We start from the raw sequence: 16,786 nt of genomic DNA on the forward strand, positions 1-16,786 counted from the left end.
CGAACGGCCCACAGGACGCGGGGCGGCCGCCCCGGAAGCGGCCGTCCGTCCGCATATGCGTGCCGATCGGGGGAACGCGCACCCCCGAACGCCCCTCTCCACAAGCGGGGCGGCGCGTGTTCTGCTGACAATGGCGAAGACCCTCGCACGGTGTTCGTGCAGGCGAGACTACGATGTAAGCCTTCACGTCACCGCACGCACTTCGCCGCCCCAACACGAGCCCTCACACGCTTCACTTGGGAAGGCCAGACGAATCCTGATGGGGAACTCAATGTCGTTCATCGGCCGTGACATGGCTGTCGACCTCGGGACCGCCAACACGCTGGTGTACGTCAGGGGTCGCGGAATCGTACTCAACGAACCGTCCGTCGTCGCGATCAACACCAACACCGGTGGCATCCTCGCGGTCGGTGCCGAAGCCAAGAAGATGATCGGGCGCACGCCGGGCAACATCGTCGCCGTGCGTCCGCTGAAGGACGGCGTGATCGCCGACTTCGAGATCACCGAGCGCATGCTCCGCTACTTCATCCTGAAGATCCACAAGCGGCGCTACCTCGCCCGTCCGCGCGTCGTCGTCTGCGTGCCCTCCGGGATCACCGGCGTCGAGCGCCGCGCGGTCATCGAGGCCTCCTCGCAGGCCGGCGCCCGTCAGGTGCACATCATCGAGGAGCCCATGGCGGCCGCCATCGGCTCCGGGCTGCCGGTCCACGAGGCCACGGGCAACATGGTGGTGGACATCGGCGGCGGCACCACGGAGGTCGCGGTCATCTCGCTCGGCGGCATCGTCACCGCCCAGTCCATCCGCGTCGCGGGTGACGAACTGGACAACGCGATCATCCAGCACGTCAAGAAGGAGTACTCGCTCCTCCTCGGCGAGCGGACGGCGGAACAGATCAAGATCACGATCGGTTCGGCGTACGACCTCGACTCCGACGAGCACACCGAGATCCGTGGCCGCGACCTGGTCTCCGGGCTGCCCAAGACCGTGGTCATCTCCGCGGCCGAGGTGCGCAAGGCCATCGAGGAACCGGTCAACGCGATCGTCGACGCGGTCAAGACGACCCTCGACAAGTGCCCGCCGGAACTCTCCGGCGACATCATGGACCGCGGGATCGTCCTCACCGGCGGCGGCGCCCTGCTGCGCGGCCTCGACGAACGGCTGCGCCGCGAGACGGGCATGCCGATCCACATCGCCGAGGACCCGCTGGACAGCGTCGCCCTCGGTTCCGGCAAGTGCGTCGAGGAGTTCGAGGCCCTCCAGCAGGTCCTCGACGCCCAGCCGCGCAGATGACGTAACGCTTCGATTCCGCCGTACGAGAAGCACCCCTCTCGTACGGCGGATCGCTGATAACGAGGCTTAAGCTCCCCACAACACCCGCAACGCACGCATTGCCTGTGGGTGACCCCCCGCCTCCACCCCACTTCCGCTCCACCCCACCTCCCATTACGACGAGGAAGGCACGGCCGCCGCACGTGAGGGACACAAAGGAGAGCCGGCTGCTCCTGGTGCTGCTGATCGCCATCGCGTTCGCACTGATCACGGTGGACATCCGGGGCGGTGAGGACTCCCCGGTCGACGGCGCCCGGCAGGCCGCCGCCACGGTGTTCGGGCCGATCGAGAACGGGGTGTCGACCGCTGTCGACCCCGTCGGCAACGCGATCGCCGCGGTCCGTGACTCCGGCGACCGGCACGACCGCATCGCCCGACTCGAGCGCGACAACGCCGCGTTGAAGGCGAAGCTCGGCGGCGACGCCCGCAACCGCAGCCGGCTCGCCCAGCTCGACAAGATGCTGCGCATCGCCGGCGAGGGCCAGTACGGCATCAAGGGCGCCCAGGTCATCGCCATAGGAGCGGCCCAGGGCTTCTCCTGGACCGTCACCATCGACATCGGCGCCGACGACGGCGTCAAGCGCGACATGACCGTCCTCAACGGCTCCGGACTCGTCGGCCGCGTCACCACCGTCGGCCCCCACTCCGCCACCGTGCTGCTCGCCAACGACCCCGACTTCACCGTGGGCACCCGCATGGAGGGCAGCGACGAGCTCGGTTTCGCCTCCGGCCAGGGCGACCGCCCCTTCCGGGTCCAGCTCCTCAACGCCAAGGCGGACGTGAAGAAGGGCGACCGGCTCATCACCTTCGGCTCCCAGGCCGACAAGCCCTTCGTGCCCGGCGTCCCCGTCGGCAAGGTCCTGCGCGTCGACCCCTCCGGCGGTGACCTGACCCGCACCATCTACGTCGAGCCGTTCGTCTCCTTCACCAAGCTCGACATCGTCGGTGTCGTCGTCGAGGCACCCAAGAAGGACCCGCGCGACACCGTGCTGCCGCCGAAGTCCAAGCCCAGGCCCACGCCGACCGTCACCGTCACCGTGTCGCCCTCGGGCAACGCGCCCGCGGGCGACAACACCGACGACAACACCAACGACAACGCAGACGACAACACCGGCGCCAATGCCACCGCCGGTGCGCAGCCCACCCCGTAGGAGCCGAACCCGATGCGCCTCAACCGGACGCTGCTCTCCGTCGCCCTCGTGGTCGTCGCCCTGGTGATCCAGGTGAGCGTCCTCGCCCGCCTCCACCTGCCCGGCGCCGTCCCCGACCTCGTCCTGCTCACCGTCCTCGCCCTCGCCCTGGTCTACGGCCACGTCGGCGGCGCCCTCGTCGGCTTCGGCGCCGGGCTGCTCTCCGACCTCGCGCCCCCGGCCGACCACGCGGCCGGGCGGTACGCGCTCGTGCTGTGCGTCGTCGGCTACCTCGCCGGGCTCGCCAGACCCGACAACGGCCGTCTGAAGTCCGCCACCGGGCCCATGGCCGTGGTGGTCGTCGCCGCGGTCGGCTCCACGCTGCTCTACGCGGGCGTCGGCGCCCTCGTCGGGGACACCGCCGCCCGCCATGTGGGCCTGCCGAGCCTGCTGCTCAGTGCCGCCGTCTACGACCTGCTGCTCGCGCCCTTCGTGGTCCCCGGCCTGATGGCCCTGGCCCGCCGGGCCGACAACGACCCGCTCGCCGAGACCGGTTCGAACACCAAGGCCGCCGACGTCTCCTCCGGTTGGCTCTCCTCCGGCACGGGCCTGCGCATCGGCAGCCAGCGCGGCGGTCTCAAGGCCCGCGCGGCCAAGGCACGGGTGGCCCGCGCGGGACGCATCAAGGGGGTCAAGCGGCTGTGAACCCACGTCACTCGGCCGTCGCCGGGCCGCACAGGTCCGCACGGTATGACTCGTACACGCACGGCCCGTACACGCACGGCCCGTACACGCACTGCTCGCACACGCACTGCCCGTACGCGCACGGCTCGCACACGCACTGCTCGCACATGCACTGAGAGGGGGCGGCAGCACCAGTGACCAACATCCCCGAGACCGGACGGACTCCACGCGTCCAGATCCGCCTCGTCGTCATCCAGATCCTCGTCCTCTCCCTGCTCGGCACCCTCGGCGGCCGGCTGTGGTACCTCCAGATCCGCGAGGGCGCCGCCTACGCCAAGGAGGCGTCCGGCAACCACGTCCAGCAGGTCGTCCAGCCGGCCGTGCGCGGCTCCATCCTGGACGCCCGCGGTGTGGCCCTCGCCGACAACGAGACCCGCCTGGTGGTCTCCGCCTCCCGTACCGACCTGATGAAGATGAAGGACGACGGCAAGGCGGTCCTCACCAAGCTCGCCGGCGTCCTCGGCATGAAGCCGCAGGAGGTCATGGAGAAGGTGCGGCTGTGCGACGCCAAGACGCCGCAGCCCTGCTGGAACGGTTCGCCGTACCAGCCCATCCCCATCACCGACGAGGCCACCGCCAAGCAGGCCCTGCAAATCCGCGAGCGCGCCGAGGACTTCCCCGGCATCACCGCCGAGCCCGAGGCCGTACGCCGCTACGCCGCCCCCGGCGAGGCCAACACCGCGCAGGTCCTCGGCTACCTCTCCCCGGTCACCGACGACGAGATCACCAAGGCGCAGGACACCGACTCGCCGTACCTCCGCTCCGACCAGGTCGGCCGCTCCGGTCTCGAGCGCCAGTACGACAAGCAGCTGCGCGGCAAGGCCGGCGTCACCCGCTACGAGGTGGACAACCTCGGCCGCGTCATCGGCAAGGCCCAGTCCGACAAGGCCCAGCCCGGCTCCAACCTGGTCACCAGCATCGACGCCCGGGTGCAGCGGGTCGCCGAGTACGAACTGAACGACGCCATGAAGGTGGCCCGCAAACAGTTCGACAAGATCACCGGCGAGAACTACAAGGCGGACTCCGGCGCCGTCGTCGTCATGGAGGCCAAGACCGGCCGCGTCGTCGCCATGGCCTCCGCACCGACCTACGACCCCAACGTCTGGGTCGGCGGCATCTCCGCCAAGGACTACCAGGCCCTCACCGGCAAGGACTCCGACTACCCGCTGCTCAACAGGGCGACACAGGGCCAGTCGGCACCCGGCTCCACCTTCAAGGTCGTCTCCACCGCCGCCGCCGTCGAGGCCGGCTACGACTTCGACGGCGGCTACCCCTGCACCAGCTCCTACTCCGTCGGCAACCAGGTCTTCAAGAACTTCGAGGGCGAGAACTTCGGCGACATCACGCTCGGCCGCGCCCTGGAGGTCTCCTGCGACACGGTCTTCTACGGCCTCGCCGACCGGGAGTGGAAGAAGGACGGCGGCATCAACCCGAAGAAGGGTCAGCCCAAGGACTACTTCTACAAGGCCGCCCACCAGTTCGGTCTCGGCAAGAAGACCGGCATCGACCTGCCCAACGAGGTCACCGGCCGGGTCCCCGACCGCGAGTGGAAGCAGAAGTACTGGGAGGCCAACAAGGACGCCTGGTGCAAGAGCGGCAAGAAGGACGGCACCTACGTCCAGAAGATCGCGTACGAGAACTGCCTCGAGGGCAACAAGATGCGCGAGGGCGACTCGATCAACTACTCCATCGGACAGGGCGACACCCTGCTCACCCCGATCCAGGAGGCCGTGATCTACGGGGCGCTCGCCAACGGCGGCACCATGTACACCCCCACCATCGGCAAGGCGATCGTCAGCGCCGACGGCAAGAAGGTCACCGAGATCAAGCCGCAGTCCTCGGGCAAGCTGCCCGTCAACAAGGCCACCATCGCCAAGATGGACGAGGCACTCGCCGGCGTGGCCACCCGCGGTACCGCCGCCTGGAAGTTCCAGGGCTGGCCCCAGGACAAGATCCCGCTGCACGCCAAGACCGGCACCGCCGAGGTCTACGGCAAGCAGACCACCTCCTGGCTGGCCACGTACAGCAAGGACTACACGGTTATCATGACGATCTCGCAGGCCGGTACGGGCTCCGGCGCCTCCGGTGAGGCCGTGCGCAAGATCTACAACTCCCTGTACGGCGTCTCCGACGACGGCAAGATCGACAAGAGCAAGGCACTCCTGCCCACCCCGCAGCAGAGCCTGCCCAAGATCCAGCCCGACGGCACGATCAAGGCGCCCAAGGTGAAGAAGTACGACCCCAAGGCGGACCAGGCCAACGAGGAGACCCCCCAGGGCGGCGCCTCCGAGACGCCGGTGGCGACCACCCCGTCACCCACCACCGGCAACCGACAGACACGGCGGCGCTCCGGCCGGGGCCGCCGCGGCGGACGCGGGAGGACGGCATGACCGGGGCCAACAGCTTCTCCGTCTCCGGGTACGGACCCGAGCGGGCCGGCTGGACGCGGGTCTTCGCCCGCGACTCCCTCGCCCGCCGCCTGGACTGGCCGATACTGCTGTCGGCCGTCGCGCTCTCGCTGATCGGCTCGCTGCTCGTCTACTCCGCGACCCGCAACCGCACCGAGATCAACCAGGGCGACCCGTACTACTTCCTTCTGCGCCACCTGCTCAACACCGGCATCGGCATCGCCCTGATGATCGGCACGGTCTGGCTCGGCCACCGCACCCTGCGCACCGCCGTGCCGATCCTCTACGGCATCTCGGTCTTCCTCATCCTGCTGGTGCTCACCCCGCTCGGCGCCACCGTCAACGGCGCCCACGCGTGGATCGTGTTCGGCGGCGGCTTCTCGCTCCAGCCCTCCGAGTTCACCAAGATCACGATCATCCTCGGCATGGCCATGCTGCTCGCCGCGCGTGTCGACGCCGGCGACAAGCCGTACCCCGACCACCGCACGGTCCTCCAGGCCCTCGGCCTGGCCGCCGTCCCGATCGCGATCGTGCTGCTCATGCCCGACCTTGGCTCGGTCATGGTCATGGTCATCATCGTGCTGGCCGTGCTGCTCGCCTCCGGCGCCTCCAACCGCTGGATCTTCGGTCTGATGGGCGTCGGCGCGCTCGGTGCCCTCGCGGTGTGGCAGCTGCACATCCTCGACGAGTACCAGATCAACCGCTTCGCGGCCTTCGCCAACCCCGACCTCGACCCGGCCGGCGTCGGCTACAACACCAACCAGGCCCGCATCGCCATCGGCTCCGGCGGTCTGACCGGCGCGGGCCTGTTCCACGGCTCGCAGACGACCGGCCAGTTCGTGCCCGAACAGCAGACCGACTTCGTCTTCACGGTCGCCGGCGAGGAACTCGGCTTCGTCGGCGCCGGCGCGATACTGCTCCTGCTCGGCGTCGTCCTCTGGCGCGCCTGCCGCATCGCCCGCGAGACGACGGAGCTCTACGGCACGATCGTCGCCGCCGGCATCATCGCCTGGTTCGCCTTCCAGGCCTTCGAGAACGTCGGCATGACCCTGGGCATCATGCCGGTCGCGGGCCTCCCGCTCCCGTTCGTGTCCTACGGCGGCTCATCGATGTTCGCGGTATGGATCGCGGTGGGGCTGTTGCAGTCGATCAGGGTGCAGCGACCGCTGTCGGCGTAGGGGAGGAGGGGCGCCCCGACGGGGCGCCCCGTCAGGGGCGCGGGGAACTGCGCGATCAGCCACATCCCACCCGCACTCGCCGACGAACCCGCCCACCCGAGCTCTCAAGCGCCTCCCCGCCCGGAGGGCACCGGGGTCGAAGGGGCGGAGCCCCTGATGGACGGGAAGGGTAGGGGCGGCGGGGGCGGAAAACCCCCGCACCCCCACCCCCGCGTTACGCTAGATGGCCCACCCCGGCGAAGCCGGAGTCGACCACACCCCTCTCTCTCCGAAGGTAACCCCGCGATGCCAGTCGAGTCGGTCTTCCCACAGCTCGAGGCCCTGCTCCCGCATGTGCAGAAACCGATCCAGTACGTCGGCGGCGAACTCAACTCCACCGTCAAGGACTGGGACGACTGCGACGTCCACTGGGCCCTGATGTACCCCGACGCCTACGAGGTCGGCCTCCCCAACCAGGGCGTCATGATCCTCTACGAGGTACTCAACGAACAGGACCGCGTCCTGGCCGAACGCACGTACAGCGTCTGGCCGGACCTGGAGGCCCTGATGCGGGAGCACGGGGTCCCCCAGTTCACCGTCGACAGCCACCGCCCGGTGAAGGCCTTCGACGTCTTCGGCCTCTCCTTCTCCACGGAGCTCGGCTACACCAACATGCTCACGGCCCTGGACCTGGCCGGCATCCCCCTGGAGTCGAAGGACCGCACGGTCGACGACCCGATCGTCCTGGCCGGCGGCCACGCCGCGTTCAACCCCGAGCCGATCGCCGACTTCATCGACGCGGCCATCATCGGCGACGGCGAGCAGGCCGTGCTCGACATGACCGCCGTCATCCGCGAGTGGAAGGCGGAGGGCCGCCCCGGCGGCCGCGAGGAGGTCCTGCTCCGCCTGGCGAAGACCGGCGGCGTCTACATCCCCGCCTTCTACGACGTCGAGTACCTCCCCGACGGCCGCATCGCCCGCGTCGTCCCCAACCGCTCGGGCGTCCCGTGGCGGGTGTCCAAGCACACGGTGATGGACCTCGACGAGTGGCCGTACCCCAAGCAGCCGCTGGTGCCGCTGGCGGAGACGGTGCACGAGCGGATGTCGGTGGAGATCTTCCGCGGCTGCACGCGCGGCTGCCGCTTCTGCCAGGCCGGCATGATCACCCGCCCGGTGCGCGAGCGCTCGATCACCGGCATCGGCGAGATGGTCGACAAGGGCCTCAAGGCGACGGGCTTCGAGGAGGTCGGCCTCCTCTCCCTCTCCTCCGCGGACCACACGGAGATCGGCGACATCGCCAAGGGCCTGGCCGACCGCTACGAGGAGGACAAGGTCGGCCTGTCCCTGCCCTCCACCCGCGTGGACGCGTTCAACATCGACCTGGCCAACGAGCTGACCCGCAACGGCCGCCGCTCGGGCCTGACGTTCGCCCCGGAGGGCGGCTCCGAGCGCATCCGCAAGGTCATCAACAAGATGGTCTCGGAGGACGACCTCATCCGGACCGTCGCCACGGCCTACGGCAACGGCTGGCGCCAGGTGAAGCTGTACTTCATGTGCGGCCTGCCCACCGAGACCGACGACGACGTCCTCCAGATCGCCGACATGGCGACCCGCGTGATCGCCAAGGGCCGCGAGGTCTCCGGCTCCAACGACATCCGCTGCACGGTCTCGATCGGCGGCTTCGTCCCCAAGCCGCACACCCCCTTCCAGTGGGCCCCGCAGCTGAGCGCCGAGGAGACCGACGCGCGCCTGGCGAAGCTGCGCGACAAGATCCGCGGCGACAAGAAGTACGGCCGCTCCATCGGCTTCCGCTACCACGACGGCAAGCCCGGCATCGTCGAGGGCCTCCTCTCCCGCGGCGACCGCCGCCTGGGCGCGGTGATCCGCGCGGTCTACGACGACGGCGGCCGCTTCGACGGCTGGCGCGAGCACTTCTCCTACGACCGCTGGATGGCCTGCGCCGACAAGACGCTCCCCGCCCAGGGCGTGGACGTCGACTGGTACACCACCCGCGAACGTACCTACGAGGAAGTCCTCCCCTGGGACCACCTCGACTCCGGCCTCGACAAGGACTGGCTCTGGGAGGACTGGCAGGACGCCCTCGACGAAACAGAGGTCGACGACTGCCGCTGGACGCCGTGCTTCGACTGTGGCGTCTGTCCTCAGTTCGATACATGGCCGCAACTGAGCGACAGCGGCAAGAAGTTGCTGCCGCTGACGGTCAAGAAGTCGGCTCCGACCAGCTGAAACGGTCGCTGACGTGAGTGACGACCCGCTGCGGCGTCTCGCCGACGCCGCTGCGGAGGTTGTGGAGGACGGGGTGTCCGCAGCGCTCGGTTCCCCTGCGTGGCGGTTCCGGGACCCGCGCAGTCTCGCTGCTTCGTACCCAACTTGATCTCTCATCTGTCCGGCGAAGCCGTGGGTTGAGCGTCTTCTTGTTCCGGGCCATGGGGCTGCCCGTTGTGCGGGGTGTGTGGACGCCGTGTCGCGGGGCGGGCCGGGTGTTCCTGCGCCCGGGAGGCCGGCCCGGGGCGGGTGGGTTTCGGCGCCTCGGCCGGGCAGACGGCCTCGGGGCGGATGTGCCGGAAGCCGCGGCGGACACGTGCCGGGTCAGCCCGTCCGGGGAGACGGACCTTTCCCAGGGACGGCGCCGGTCGGCTGCCAGCGGCCGGGCCAGTCGCAGTTGGGTACAGGCAGCGAGGATCAGCCACGTCCAGCGGTCTGCCAGTAGTCGTCCTTGTCGAACGTCGGCGGCCGCCCGCCGAGCGATCCGCGCTTCTCCCGGTCGCGGACGCGGTCCGCCGGGGTGGGGGCATGGCCTTGATTCCACGCCCGCGCGGGTAGGAGCGGTTGTCGCGGGAGTCGTACGCCTTGCAGGCCCGTACCCCGGCCGGCCGCTTGCGTGGCCCGCCGGGCCCGAGCCGGTGAAACTGAGCCGAAAATCATTATCGGTCTGGGCAACTGACACCCCCTGTGATCGACTTGCCCTCAACGCGGGAGCGATCTCGGTGAGGGGTCGCTCTGTCTCGTCCAGAGAGAGATGAAAGATCACTGTGATACGTACCAAACTGACAAAGGCCGGACTGGCCGCCCTCCTGGTGCTCGGGAGTTTGACCGCGGCCGGCGCCCTGCCCGCTTCGGCGAGTGAATCCCCCGGCTCCGCCGCCGCCTCCCCGGGTCCCGCATCCGCCTCTCCCGGCATGCTCAAGGCGATGCAGCGTGACTTAGGACTCTCACGCACCGAGGCGGAGCAGCTACTCGACGTGGAGCGCCGGGCCACCGCCGCGGAGCCCAAGGCACGCAAGGCCGCCGGATCCACCTACGGCGGCTCGTGGCTCGACGAGGACAGCGGCAAACTGACCGTGGCGCTCACCCCGGAGGCGGACGCCTCCACGGTACGGAAGGTGCGGTCCGCCGGCGCCACCGTCCGCACGGTCGAGCACAGCGCCCGCCAGCTCGACGCGACCATGTCCCGCATCAACCGCCTCGACGCCCCGCAGGGCGTCAGCGACTGGTTCGTGGACCCGGCCGCCAACACGGTGACTGTGAACGTGGTCCGGGACAAGCAGACCGACAACGATGTCCGGCGCTTCATACGCCAGGCCCGCAAAACCGGCCCGGTCACCGTGCACACCGTCTCCGAGCAGATGCGGACCACGGCCGCCGGCATTGTGGGCGGCGACATGTATACGAGCGGCAGCGCCTACTGCTCCATCGGCTTTGCGGTACACGGCGGCTTCGTCACCGCCGGGCACTGCGGCGGCGTCGGTGTGACCGCCACAGGCTGGGACGGCTCCTACATCGGTACGGTGCAGGGCTCCTCGACCGCGGGCGACGACTACGCCTGGGTCTCGGCGGGCAACGGCTGGTGGACGACGCCGGTCGTACTCGGCTGGGGCACGGTCTCGGACCAGCTCGTACGCGGCTCGGCCGAAGCCCCGGTAGGCGCGTCTGTCTGCCGCTCGGGCAGGACGACCCACTGGCAGTGCGGCTACGTGCTGGCCAAGAACCAGACGGTCAGGTACGTCGACGGAACCGTCGTGTACGGGCTGACCGAAACCAGCGCCTGCGCCGGGCCGGGCGACTCCGGTGGCCCGCTCCTCAGCGGTGACCAGGCACAGGGTGTCCTCTCCGGCGCAGGGGGGAACTGCGGTACAAGCAACACGGTGACCTCCTTCCAGCCGGTCAACGAGATCCTCAACCGCTACGGACTGACCCTGGAAACCGCCTGATTCCCCGGTACCGCACATGGGTCCCCGAGCAGCCGTCAGCCCCGGGCTTTCGCGAGGTGGGGCCCGGTGCTCGCCCTGACCGGCAAGGCCAGGTTCCGGGAGCCCCGCCGACCGACGTACCGCCTGTTCACCGCGGCCGGGCAGCTCGTATCCACCGGCCGTAGGCGCATCCTGCGCCTGGCCCGGCACTGACGGTTCGTCGGCGGCGCCGGTGGACCGACCGCCGCAGACCAGCGGGCGGGTACGGGAACCCTTCCCATACCCGCCCGCTGGTGTCGCGTACTACGCGACCTCACTCGTCCGGAGAAGTCGGGCAGCGGATCACGGCCGAGGTGACGGCCGTGGATCTCGACGCGACTCAGGTGCGGCTTTCGCCGGCGGCCACCGAGAACCCGGACCTCTGGCGTTCCTCGATCGACTTGGTCGGCCGGCGTGTGTCGTCCTGCATGTTCCCGCAGTTCGACACACCGGGGGCCGGGGCCTGAAGACGCCGTACAGGCCGGCGACGATCCAACGGTCATCGCCGCTGACTTCGACTGGGAGCAACGACGGCTCTCCTGTCTCGGTGACCGACTGGTGTAGTGGGGCGGTCGGCGCTATGAGGTGCCGGCCGCCGCCTTCAGGGCCCTGGCCTGGGCGTGGAGCAGGTCCTCGGGGATCTCGGGGGAGGCGGCGGTGCCGTCCACCGTCATGGCGAGGAACGCGGCGACGGTGGAGCCGCAGCGGAACGCGGTGAGGCGGGAGGGGATCTTCATGTCCTTGCCGTCGGAGCCGGTGAGGACCTTGGTGTAGCGGAACGAGACCGTGTCGTCGCAGGTGGGTGCGGTGTCGGCGGGGCGTATGTCCGTGAAGCGGGTGTCCTTCACGCCCTTCTCGTGGAACGCGGTGCAGTGCTCCAGGGCGGTGCGGAGGTCGTCCAGGGTGCGGGTGGCGTCGCCGTGCCGGTAGGAGACCAGGGCGAAGGTGGCCGCGCCCGCACCCGCCTTCGCCGTGCGCCGGACGCTGCCCACCGGGGTGTGCCGGCCGACGCCGTACGACGCGCCGTCGACGGGGGCGCAGGCCGCCGGGTCGGTGAGGTCGGCCGCGACCGGCCGGGCCGGCCCGTTGCCGGCGCCCTCCGTGCCGTCCGCGCCGCTGCCGACCCCCTCGATCCACAGCCCCGGCAGGTCGCCCTTGTCGATGACGGCGGCCTCCAGTTGGTGCTGGGTCAGTACGCGGCCGGTCTCCGGGCTCGGTTTCGGCTCCGCCGCCGCGTGCCGTGCGGTGGCCGTGGCGTGCGGCGGGCCCGCCGAGCCGTCCTCGGCGCCGCACGCGGCCGTCGCGAGGGCGAGCGTCAGCGCCGCCGTGGCCGTCGCTCGTCTTCGAACCGTCGTTCCGTGCATGTGCCCCACCCCTTGACCGTCGTGACCCTCGTGATCGTCGTACGAGGAGGGCAGCGTATGCGGCTGGTCGGGGCGGGGTGACGGGGTGGGTCGGTTGTCAGTGGGGAGGGATAGAGTCGTCCCATTGGTGCTGGTTGTGGGGACGGGGTCGTGGGGTGTGCCGGGCCCTGGGGGAGGGGCCTGTAGGGGATGAGTCGTCGCTCCAACGGAATGGCCGGGATGTGGGCCGAGGCGCAGCGTCAGCAGCAGCGGGGGCTGGAGGCGCGGGCCAGGCAGCAGCGGGAGTACGAACGGCGGCAGCGGGCGTACGAGCGTGAGGTGAACCGCAGCCGGCGTGAGCAGCAGGCGGCGTACCGGCAGCAGCGCGAGGCGGAGGCGCGGCGCCGTACGGAGGAGCTGGACGCGCAGGTAGAGGCGTTGCGGGGGCTGCTGGCCACCGGCTGCCGGGCACCGGCGTTCCGGGCGGGGGCGCTGGGGCGGGCGGAGGAGCTGGAGCCGTTCGCGCCGGGGCCGTTGGCCCAGCCGATCGCGATGCCCGATCCGAACCAGTACCAGGCGGGGGCCGGTTGGGGCGCGGGCCGCCGGGCGCAGGCGGAGGCGCGGGCCCGGTTCGAACACGACTGGCACGCCGCGCAGGCGGCCGAGGCGCAGCGGCAGCGCCAACTGGCGGAGTACCGGCGGCAGTACGACGCGTGGGCGGCGGCCAGGCTCGCGGAGATCCGCGCGCACAACGCGGGTATCGCGCAGATGGGCGAGGCCCTGCGGGCGGCGGACCCCGAGGCGGCCGTCGAGTACTTCTCGGCCGCCCTCTACGCCTCCTCCGCCTGGCCGGAGGGGTTCCCGCGCCAGGTCGCGGCGGCCTACGACCCGGCGGCCCGGCAGCTCGTCCTCAACTGGGAGCTGCCGCGGTACGACATCGTGCCGGAGACGAAGCTGGTGCGGTATCTGCCCGGCTCCGACCAGGACAAGGAGTCGCCCCGCCCGGTCACCCAGCGCCGGGCGCTGTACCGCGAGGTGCTCGCGCAGAGCACGCTCCTCGTGCTGCACGAGCTGTTCGCGGCCGACGAGTTCGGCGCGCTGGAGTCGGTGGCGTTCAACGGCTTCGTGGACGACCACGATCCGGCGACGGGCCGGCGCACGGAGTTCTTCCTGGTCACGGTCATGGCCCCGAAGTCCCTGTTCGCCGGTCTGCATCTGGAGCAGGTCAGTGCGGTGGACTGTCTGACGGACGCGTTGCACGGCCAGCTCTCGCCCCGCCCGGACCAGTACGCCGCCGTACGGCCGGGCCGGCGCCCGGAGGAGGTCGGCGGCGGGGTCGTCACGCACGGCGGGGAGGAGGATCCCGACCTCTTCGCGATGGATCCGCTCGCCTTCGAGGCCCTGGTCGCGGAGCTGTTCCGGGCGATGGGCATGCAGGCGGTGACGACGCAGCGGTCGAACGACGGCGGGGTGGACGTCGACGCGCTGGACCCCACGCCGATCCGCGGCGGCTCGCTCGTGGTGCAGGTCAAGCGGTACAAGAACACCGTCCCGCCGACGGCCGTCCGCGATCTGTACGGCACGGTGCAGTCCCTCGGCGCCAACAAGGGCGTCCTGGTCACGACGTCCGGCTTCGGCCCCGGCTCCCACACCTTCGCCCACGGCAAGCCGCTGGAGCTGATCTCCGGCCCCGAGCTGGTGGACCTGCTGCACCGGCACGGGCTGCGCGGCCGGCTGGGCGACGGCGGCGGGGGAGCGCCCACCGGTACGCCGGGCGGCGCCGGCCGGGTGCCCGCGCAGCGCGGCGAGCCCCCCGAGCCCGCCGGCACCGCCGCCACCGACGACTACAACGTGCTCGGCATGTCCTGGACCGGCGGCGTCGCCCTGGACGTGTGCGCGCTCGTCTGCCACGGCAACCGGGTGCTGAGCGACGACCACTTCGTCTTCTTCAACAACCCGCGCACCCCGGACGGCACGGTCCGCGCCCTGCCCGCCACCACGCCGGACCGGGCCGCGCTGCGGGTCGCCTTCGACGCCCTGCCGCAGCCGGCCGACCGGCTCGTGCTGGTCGCCGCGGTCGACCCGGCCGTCGACCCCGGCGCGGACCTGTCCGGCTTCACGGACGCCGGCATCCGTCTGCTGGACCCGGACCGCACGGAACTGGCCCGCCTGGAGGTCTCCGACGGCCGCCCCGGCGAAACGGCCCTCACCCTCGGCTCGTTCCGCCGCCGCCCGGGCGGCGACTGGGACTTCGTCCTGGGCGGCAAGGGCTACCGCGGCGGCCTGGAGGATTTGTTGCGGGACTACGGGATCGACGTGGAGTAGAGGGGGAGCGGACGTTGGACGGGGGAGAGACGAAGGAGTCGGTGGTGCACGAGCCGGTGGAACGGGGACCCGTGGTGCGGGAACCGGCGCCGCGGGAGCCCATGGCGGCGGGCGGTGAGGGGTGTCTCGTCGTGGCCGTGCGGATGCCGGTGCGGATCGTGGTGTTCGTGCTGGTCGTGCCGGTGCGGATGGTGTGGGACGCGCTCGTCGCCGGTGGACGGCTGCTGCGTCGCGCGGTGCTGCGGCCGCTGGGGCGGGGGCTGGCGTGGGCCGGGCGGGCGGTGTTCGTGTGGCCGTGGGTCGCGCTGTGGCGGTACGTGCTGGCACCGGTCGGTGCGGGACTGGCGTGGCTGGGGCGGGTGCTGCTGGTCGTACCGGCGGTGTGGCTGTACGACCGCGTCCTCGCGCCGGCCGGGCGCGGGCTCGCCCTGGTGGTGTACGGCGTCGGCGCCGGGGTCGGTTGGGCACTGCGACGCGTCGGTGCGGGGTTCGCATGGGTGCTGCGGGGTGTCGGCGCGGGGCTGTGGTGGGTGCTGCGGGGTGTCGGTGCCGCGCTCATGTGGGTGTTGCGCGGGGGCGCGGCCGGGCTTGTGTGGGCGTACGCGTGGGTTCTCACGCCGTGCGGGCACGCGGTGGCGTGGCTCGTGCGCCGGCTGGTGGTCGTCCCGGCGCGGTGGCTGTACCGGCATGTGCTGATACCCGTCGGGCACGGCACCGTCCAGGTCGGGCGCGGGCTGCTGTGGCTGGTGCGGACGAGTGCCGCCGGGGTCGGGTTTGTCCTGTACTGGACCGTGCGCCTGCTGCTGGTACTTCCGGCGCTCGCCCTGTGGCGGTGGGTGCTCGGGCCGGTGGGGCGGGTCCTCGCGGTCGTCGGGCGGGAGGCCGTCGCCGCGCTGGGGCACGCCTGGCGGGTCGCGGGGCGCGTGTCGCTCGCCGTGGGGCGGCTCCTGCGCGCCCTCCTGCGGTGGACGGTCGCCGAACCGGCGCGCTGGGCCTACCGGCGCGTCCTCACCCCCGTCGGGCACCTGGTGCGCGACGCGGTGCTGCGGCCCGCCGCCGAGGCCGCGCGCGGGGTCGGCCGGGTCGCCAGGCAGGCGCTCGCCACGGCGCGCGACACCGCCCGGCAGGCCCGCGCCGATCTGCGCCGGGCACTGTTCGGAGAGCCCGGAAAGCGGCGCGAGGCACTCCGCCGGGAACCCGGGGCCGACGCGGCACGTACTCTGGAGAGAAGGACGACCGCTCTCACGAAGGACTAGGACACTGGGCAAGCGACAGCCCGAAGGCCCGCCGCCCGCACCCGCGGTGCAGCGCATCCGACTGCGCTACACCAAGCGCGGCCGCCTCCGGTTCACCAGCCACCGTGACTTCCAGCGCGCCTTCGAGCGTGCGCTGCGCCGCGCCGAGGTACCCATGGCGTACTCGGCGGGGTTCACGCCGCATCCGAAGGTGTCGTACGCCAATGCCGCACCCACCGGCACGGGCAGTGAGGCGGAGTACCTGGAGATCGCGCTCACCGAGCCGCGCGATCCGGACACCCTGCGCGCGCTCCTCGACGCGTCCCTGCCCACCGGGCTCGACGTGCTAGAGGCGGTCGAGGCCCGCACCCCGGGCCTCGCCGACCGGCTGACGGCCTCCGTGTGGGAGCTGCGCCTGGACGGCGTGGCGCCCGCGGACGCCGAGCGCGCGGTCGCGGCCTTCGCCGCGGCCGGGACCGTCGAGGTCCAGCGCCGTACGAAGAACGGCCTGCGCACCTTCGACGCACGTCCGGCCGTGCTGCGGCTCGAAACGCACCCTCCGCAGGCCGATAGGCCGAACGACCGGCCCTGTGCGATACTGCGGCTGGTTGTTCGGCACGTGACGCCTGCCGTACGACCCGACGACGTCCTGTCCGGTCTCCGCGCCGTGGCCGACCTGGCGCCGCCGGTCCCCGCAGCGGTGACCAGGCTGGCGCAGGGGCTGCTCGATGAAGAGACCGGCACGGTGACCGACCCGCTCGCGCCCGACCGCGAGGCGATCACGGCCGCCCCGGCCACTTCAGCGGGGGCCGCCGAAGCCGCCGCGCCGGCGCCGGTGCCGGAAGGTTCCGCGTAGGGACGGAC

At 71.3% G+C, this 16,786-nt stretch carries 13 protein-coding genes and 1 pseudogene; 12 read left to right on the top strand and 2 right to left on the bottom strand.

From position 1 onward, the window contains the following. Positions 1-271: 271 nt before the first annotated feature. The 6 genes from IO29_RS10225 (at position 272) to IO29_RS10250 (ending at position 9,016) form a co-directional block, all read left to right on the top strand. Positions 272-1,291 (top strand): rod shape-determining protein, encoded by a 1,020-nt coding sequence (locus IO29_RS10225; RefSeq protein ID WP_030381728.1) that lies wholly within the window; start codon positions 272-274, stop codon positions 1,289-1,291. A 182-nt stretch (positions 1,292-1,473) separates the two neighbouring features. Continuing rightward, positions 1,474-2,481 carry a rod shape-determining protein MreC gene (gene mreC / locus IO29_RS10230; RefSeq protein ID WP_030381727.1) on the top strand — a complete coding sequence of 336 codons (1,008 nt, stop codon included), beginning with the start codon at positions 1,474-1,476 and terminating at the stop codon, positions 2,479-2,481. A 12-nt stretch (positions 2,482-2,493) separates the two neighbouring features. After that, positions 2,494-3,165: a rod shape-determining protein MreD gene (mreD, locus tag IO29_RS10235; protein WP_030381726.1), complete on the top strand. Its 672-nt coding sequence runs from the start codon at positions 2,494-2,496 to the stop codon at positions 3,163-3,165. Positions 3,166-3,338: 173 nt separating this feature from the next. Beyond that, entirely contained in the window at positions 3,339-5,594 is a 2,256-nt protein-coding gene (gene mrdA, locus IO29_RS10240) for a penicillin-binding protein 2 (protein ID WP_030381725.1), read from the top strand. After that, positions 5,591-6,790, top strand: a complete 1,200-nt coding sequence (rodA, locus tag IO29_RS10245) for a rod shape-determining protein RodA (protein ID WP_030381724.1) — start codon at positions 5,591-5,593, stop codon at positions 6,788-6,790. Before mrdA ends, rodA begins: the two co-directional genes overlap by 4 nt. Positions 6,791-7,075: 285 nt before the next feature. After that, entirely contained in the window at positions 7,076-9,016 is a 1,941-nt protein-coding gene (locus tag IO29_RS10250; protein WP_030381723.1) for a TIGR03960 family B12-binding radical SAM protein, read from the top strand. Positions 9,017-9,173: 157 nt separating this feature from the next. Here IO29_RS10250 and IO29_RS39345 read toward each other — a convergent pair. Continuing rightward, positions 9,174-9,494, bottom strand: a pseudogene (locus IO29_RS39345) (transposase); the annotation flags it as partial. 328 nt (positions 9,495-9,822) lie between these two features. Between IO29_RS39345 and IO29_RS10255 the strand changes: the two are divergent. The 3 genes from IO29_RS10255 to IO29_RS39350 all read left to right on the top strand — a co-directional run bounded on the left by IO29_RS10255 (position 9,823) and on the right by IO29_RS39350 (position 11,486). After that, positions 9,823-11,001, top strand: a complete 1,179-nt coding sequence (locus IO29_RS10255; protein ID WP_030381722.1) for a S1 family peptidase — start codon at positions 9,823-9,825, stop codon at positions 10,999-11,001. 66 nt (positions 11,002-11,067) lie between these two features. Beyond that, positions 11,068-11,193 (top strand): hypothetical protein, encoded by a 126-nt coding sequence (locus IO29_RS39990; RefSeq protein WP_267881996.1) that lies wholly within the window; start codon positions 11,068-11,070, stop codon positions 11,191-11,193. 149 nt (positions 11,194-11,342) lie between these two features. Continuing rightward, positions 11,343-11,486: a hypothetical protein gene (locus IO29_RS39350; RefSeq protein ID WP_234307614.1), complete on the top strand. Its 144-nt coding sequence runs from the start codon at positions 11,343-11,345 to the stop codon at positions 11,484-11,486. Positions 11,487-11,597: 111 nt separating this feature from the next. Here the strand turns inward: IO29_RS39350 and IO29_RS10260 are convergent, their stop codons facing one another. Continuing rightward, positions 11,598-12,383 (bottom strand): hypothetical protein, encoded by a 786-nt coding sequence (locus tag IO29_RS10260; protein ID WP_030381721.1) that lies wholly within the window; start codon positions 12,381-12,383, stop codon positions 11,598-11,600. A 189-nt stretch (positions 12,384-12,572) separates the two neighbouring features. Here IO29_RS10260 and IO29_RS10265 point away from each other — a divergent pair, with 189 nt between their 5' ends. The 3 genes from IO29_RS10265 to IO29_RS10275 all read left to right on the top strand — a co-directional run bounded on the left by IO29_RS10265 (position 12,573) and on the right by IO29_RS10275 (position 16,778). Continuing rightward, a complete protein-coding gene (locus IO29_RS10265; RefSeq protein WP_030381720.1) occupies positions 12,573-14,687 on the top strand; it encodes a restriction endonuclease in 2,115 nt (704 codons plus the stop codon). A 101-nt stretch (positions 14,688-14,788) separates the two neighbouring features. Beyond that, positions 14,789-15,943: a hypothetical protein gene (locus tag IO29_RS10270; RefSeq protein ID WP_051707869.1), complete on the top strand. Its 1,155-nt coding sequence runs from the start codon at positions 14,789-14,791 to the stop codon at positions 15,941-15,943. 46 nt (positions 15,944-15,989) lie between these two features. Further along, positions 15,990-16,778 carry a TIGR03936 family radical SAM-associated protein gene (locus tag IO29_RS10275; RefSeq protein WP_030381718.1) on the top strand — a complete coding sequence of 263 codons (789 nt, stop codon included), beginning with the start codon at positions 15,990-15,992 and terminating at the stop codon, positions 16,776-16,778. Positions 16,779-16,786 lie beyond the last annotated feature (8 nt).

The sequence above is a fragment of the Streptomyces sp. NRRL F-6676 genome, assembly GCF_000725625.1.
In the GTDB taxonomy this organism is placed as follows: domain Bacteria; phylum Actinomycetota; class Actinomycetes; order Streptomycetales; family Streptomycetaceae; genus Streptomyces.

Bases quoted from the DNA above. Each gene is read 5' to 3' on its own strand.
- IO29_RS10225 (WP_030381728.1), top strand. From the start codon at position 272: ATGTCGTTCATCGGCCGTGACATGGCTGTCGACCTCGGGACCGCCAAC.
- IO29_RS10270 (WP_051707869.1), top strand. From the start codon at position 14,789: ATGGCGGCGGGCGGTGAGGGGTGTCTCGTCGTGGCCGTGCGGATGCCG.
- IO29_RS10250 (WP_030381723.1), top strand. From the start codon at position 7,076: ATGCCAGTCGAGTCGGTCTTCCCACAGCTCGAGGCCCTGCTCCCGCAT.
- IO29_RS10265 (WP_030381720.1), top strand. From the start codon at position 12,573: ATGAGTCGTCGCTCCAACGGAATGGCCGGGATGTGGGCCGAGGCGCAG.
- IO29_RS10260 (WP_030381721.1), bottom strand. From the start codon at position 12,383: ATGCACGGAACGACGGTTCGAAGACGAGCGACGGCCACGGCGGCGCTG.
- rodA (WP_030381724.1), top strand. From the start codon at position 5,591: ATGACCGGGGCCAACAGCTTCTCCGTCTCCGGGTACGGACCCGAGCGG.
- mreD (WP_030381726.1), top strand. From the start codon at position 2,494: ATGCGCCTCAACCGGACGCTGCTCTCCGTCGCCCTCGTGGTCGTCGCC.